1 protein-coding gene and 1 pseudogene are annotated in these 1,999 nt (G+C 80.0%); both read left to right on the top strand.

Annotated elements, in window-relative coordinates:
- Positions 1-21: 21 nt before the first annotated feature.
- Positions 22-939 carry an ATP-binding cassette domain-containing protein gene (locus ABWI04_RS42620; protein ID WP_353835968.1) on the top strand — a complete coding sequence of 306 codons (918 nt, stop codon included), beginning with the start codon at positions 22-24 and terminating at the stop codon, positions 937-939.
- A pseudogene (locus ABWI04_RS42625) lies at positions 936-1,999 on the top strand (ABC transporter ATP-binding protein); the annotation flags it as partial. The gene ABWI04_RS42620 and the pseudogene ABWI04_RS42625, both read left to right, overlap by 4 nt.

Raw genomic sequence — 1,999 nt, forward strand, 5'->3', positions numbered from 1 at the left:
GGGCGGGCTGGCGGACGTGGAGTGGGTCGCGCAGCTGCTCCAGCTCCGGTACGCCCACGAGGTCCCGGCGCTGCGCACCACCCGGACGCTGCCGTCCAGTACGCGGGGCTCGCCGCCGGGTTCGGGCCCGTCCTCACCCAGCTGCTCCGCCTCGGCCGCGCCCGCGCCGGCGCCCGCCGCGCCGCGGAGATCCTCGCGTGGCCCGCTCTGCGCCACGGCACCGGCGAGGCCCCGCCGGGCCCCGGCGGCCTGGAGTTCCGGGGGGTCACCGTCCGCGGCGCGCTGGACGGCCTGGACCTCACCGTCCCCGGCGGGCGCGCCGTCGCCGTCGTGGGGCGCTCCGGGTCCGGCGCCTCCGCGCTCGCCGCGCTCGCCGGGCGGCTCGCCGACCCCGACCGCGGCACGGTGCTGCTGGACGGCACGCCCCTCCCCCGCCTTCACCGGACGGCGCTACGCCGCGAGATCGGCTACGCCTTCGCCCGGCCCGCGCTGTTCGGGACGACCGTCCGCGACGCCATCGCCTTCGGCCCCTCCCGCCCGCCGGAGTCCTGGCTGCGCGAGGCGGCGCGGGCCGCCCGCGCCGACGGCTTCATCCGCCGCCTCCCGCAGGGCTACGGCACTCCGCTCGCGGAGGCGCCGCTGTCCGGCGGGGAGCTGCAGCGGCTGGGCCTGGCCCGCGCGTTCGCCCACGCCGGGCGCGTCCTCGTCCTGGACGACGCGACCTCCAGCCTCGACACCGTCACCGAGCTGCAGATCACCGACGCGCTGCTCGACCGGTTCGCCGACCGGACCCGCCTGATCGTGGCGCACCGCGCCTCCACCGCCGCCCGCGCCGACCTGGTCGTCTGGCTCGACGAGGGCCGCGTCCGCCGGGTCGCCCCCCACCGGGCCCTCTGGGCCGATCCCGACTACCGCGCCGTGTTCGGGGGCGCGGCGTGATCGGGCGGCGGGAGGCGGCGCGGGTCCTGTGGCGCGGCGCCGGGGACGCCGTCCGGGCACGGCCGCGGGCGGTGGCGCGGGCCGCCGGATGGTCGGCGGTGGAGGCCGTTCCCACGGCGGTGTTCGGGCGGGCCGTCGGGGAGGCCGTCGACGCGTTCCGGACGGGGCGCACGTCCGGCGCCGCCGCCTGGCTCGGCGTGCTCGCCGTGTCGGCGCTGGTGGGGGCGGCCGGGAGCCGGCGGCTGTATCCGGCGCTGGCCGCGATCGTGGAGCCGTTCCGGGACGAGCTGGTGAGGCGGGTCGCGACGGGGGCGCTGCACCGGTCGCTGCGGGGGCGGCCCGACACGGGGGCCGTCGCGCGCCTCACCCACCAGGTGGAGATCGTCCGGGACACCCTCGGCGGGCTGCTCGTCGTCGCGCGCGGGTTCGCGTTCGCGGCCGGGGCGGCGCTGCTGGGGCTGGCCTCGATGGCGCCGGAGGTGGCCGCGCTGGTGCTGCCTCCGCTGGTGCTCGGGCTGGCGCTGTTCGGGGCGGTGTTCGGGAGGGCGGCCGCCCGGCAGCGCGAGCTCGTCGTCGGCGAGGAGGAGATCGCCGAGCGGACCGCCGCCCTGGCCGCCGGGCTGCGGGACGCCGTCGGGTGCGGCGGCGAGGACCTGCTGCGGGAGGAGCTGGGCGCCGCCGTGGAGGCGCAGGCGGCGGCCGGGCGCGCGGTCGCGCGGCTCGCGGCGGTGCGCGCCGTCGCGCTGGCGGTGGGCGGCTGGCTGCCGCTGCTGCTGGTCCTCGCGGCGGCGCCGTGGCTGATGCGGCGCGGCGCCACGGCCGGGACGGTGATCGGCGCGCTGACCTACGTCCTGCACGGGCTGCAGCCGGCGCTGCGCACGCTCGTGCACGGGATGGGCGGCAGCGGCCTGCGGCTGGCGGTGACGCTCGGCCGGATCCTGGAGACGGGCGCGCCGGACGCGCCCTGTGACGGTCCCGAAGGAGGGGCCGAAGGAGACGGCGGTCTACACGATCATCGTGACCGTCGACGCGACCGACCTCGCCCCGGTCGCCGGGACCA

The sequence above is a fragment of the Actinomadura sp. NPDC000929 genome, assembly GCF_040492065.1.
In the GTDB taxonomy this organism is placed as follows: Bacteria; Actinomycetota; Actinomycetes; order Streptosporangiales; family Streptosporangiaceae; genus Spirillospora; species Spirillospora verrucosospora.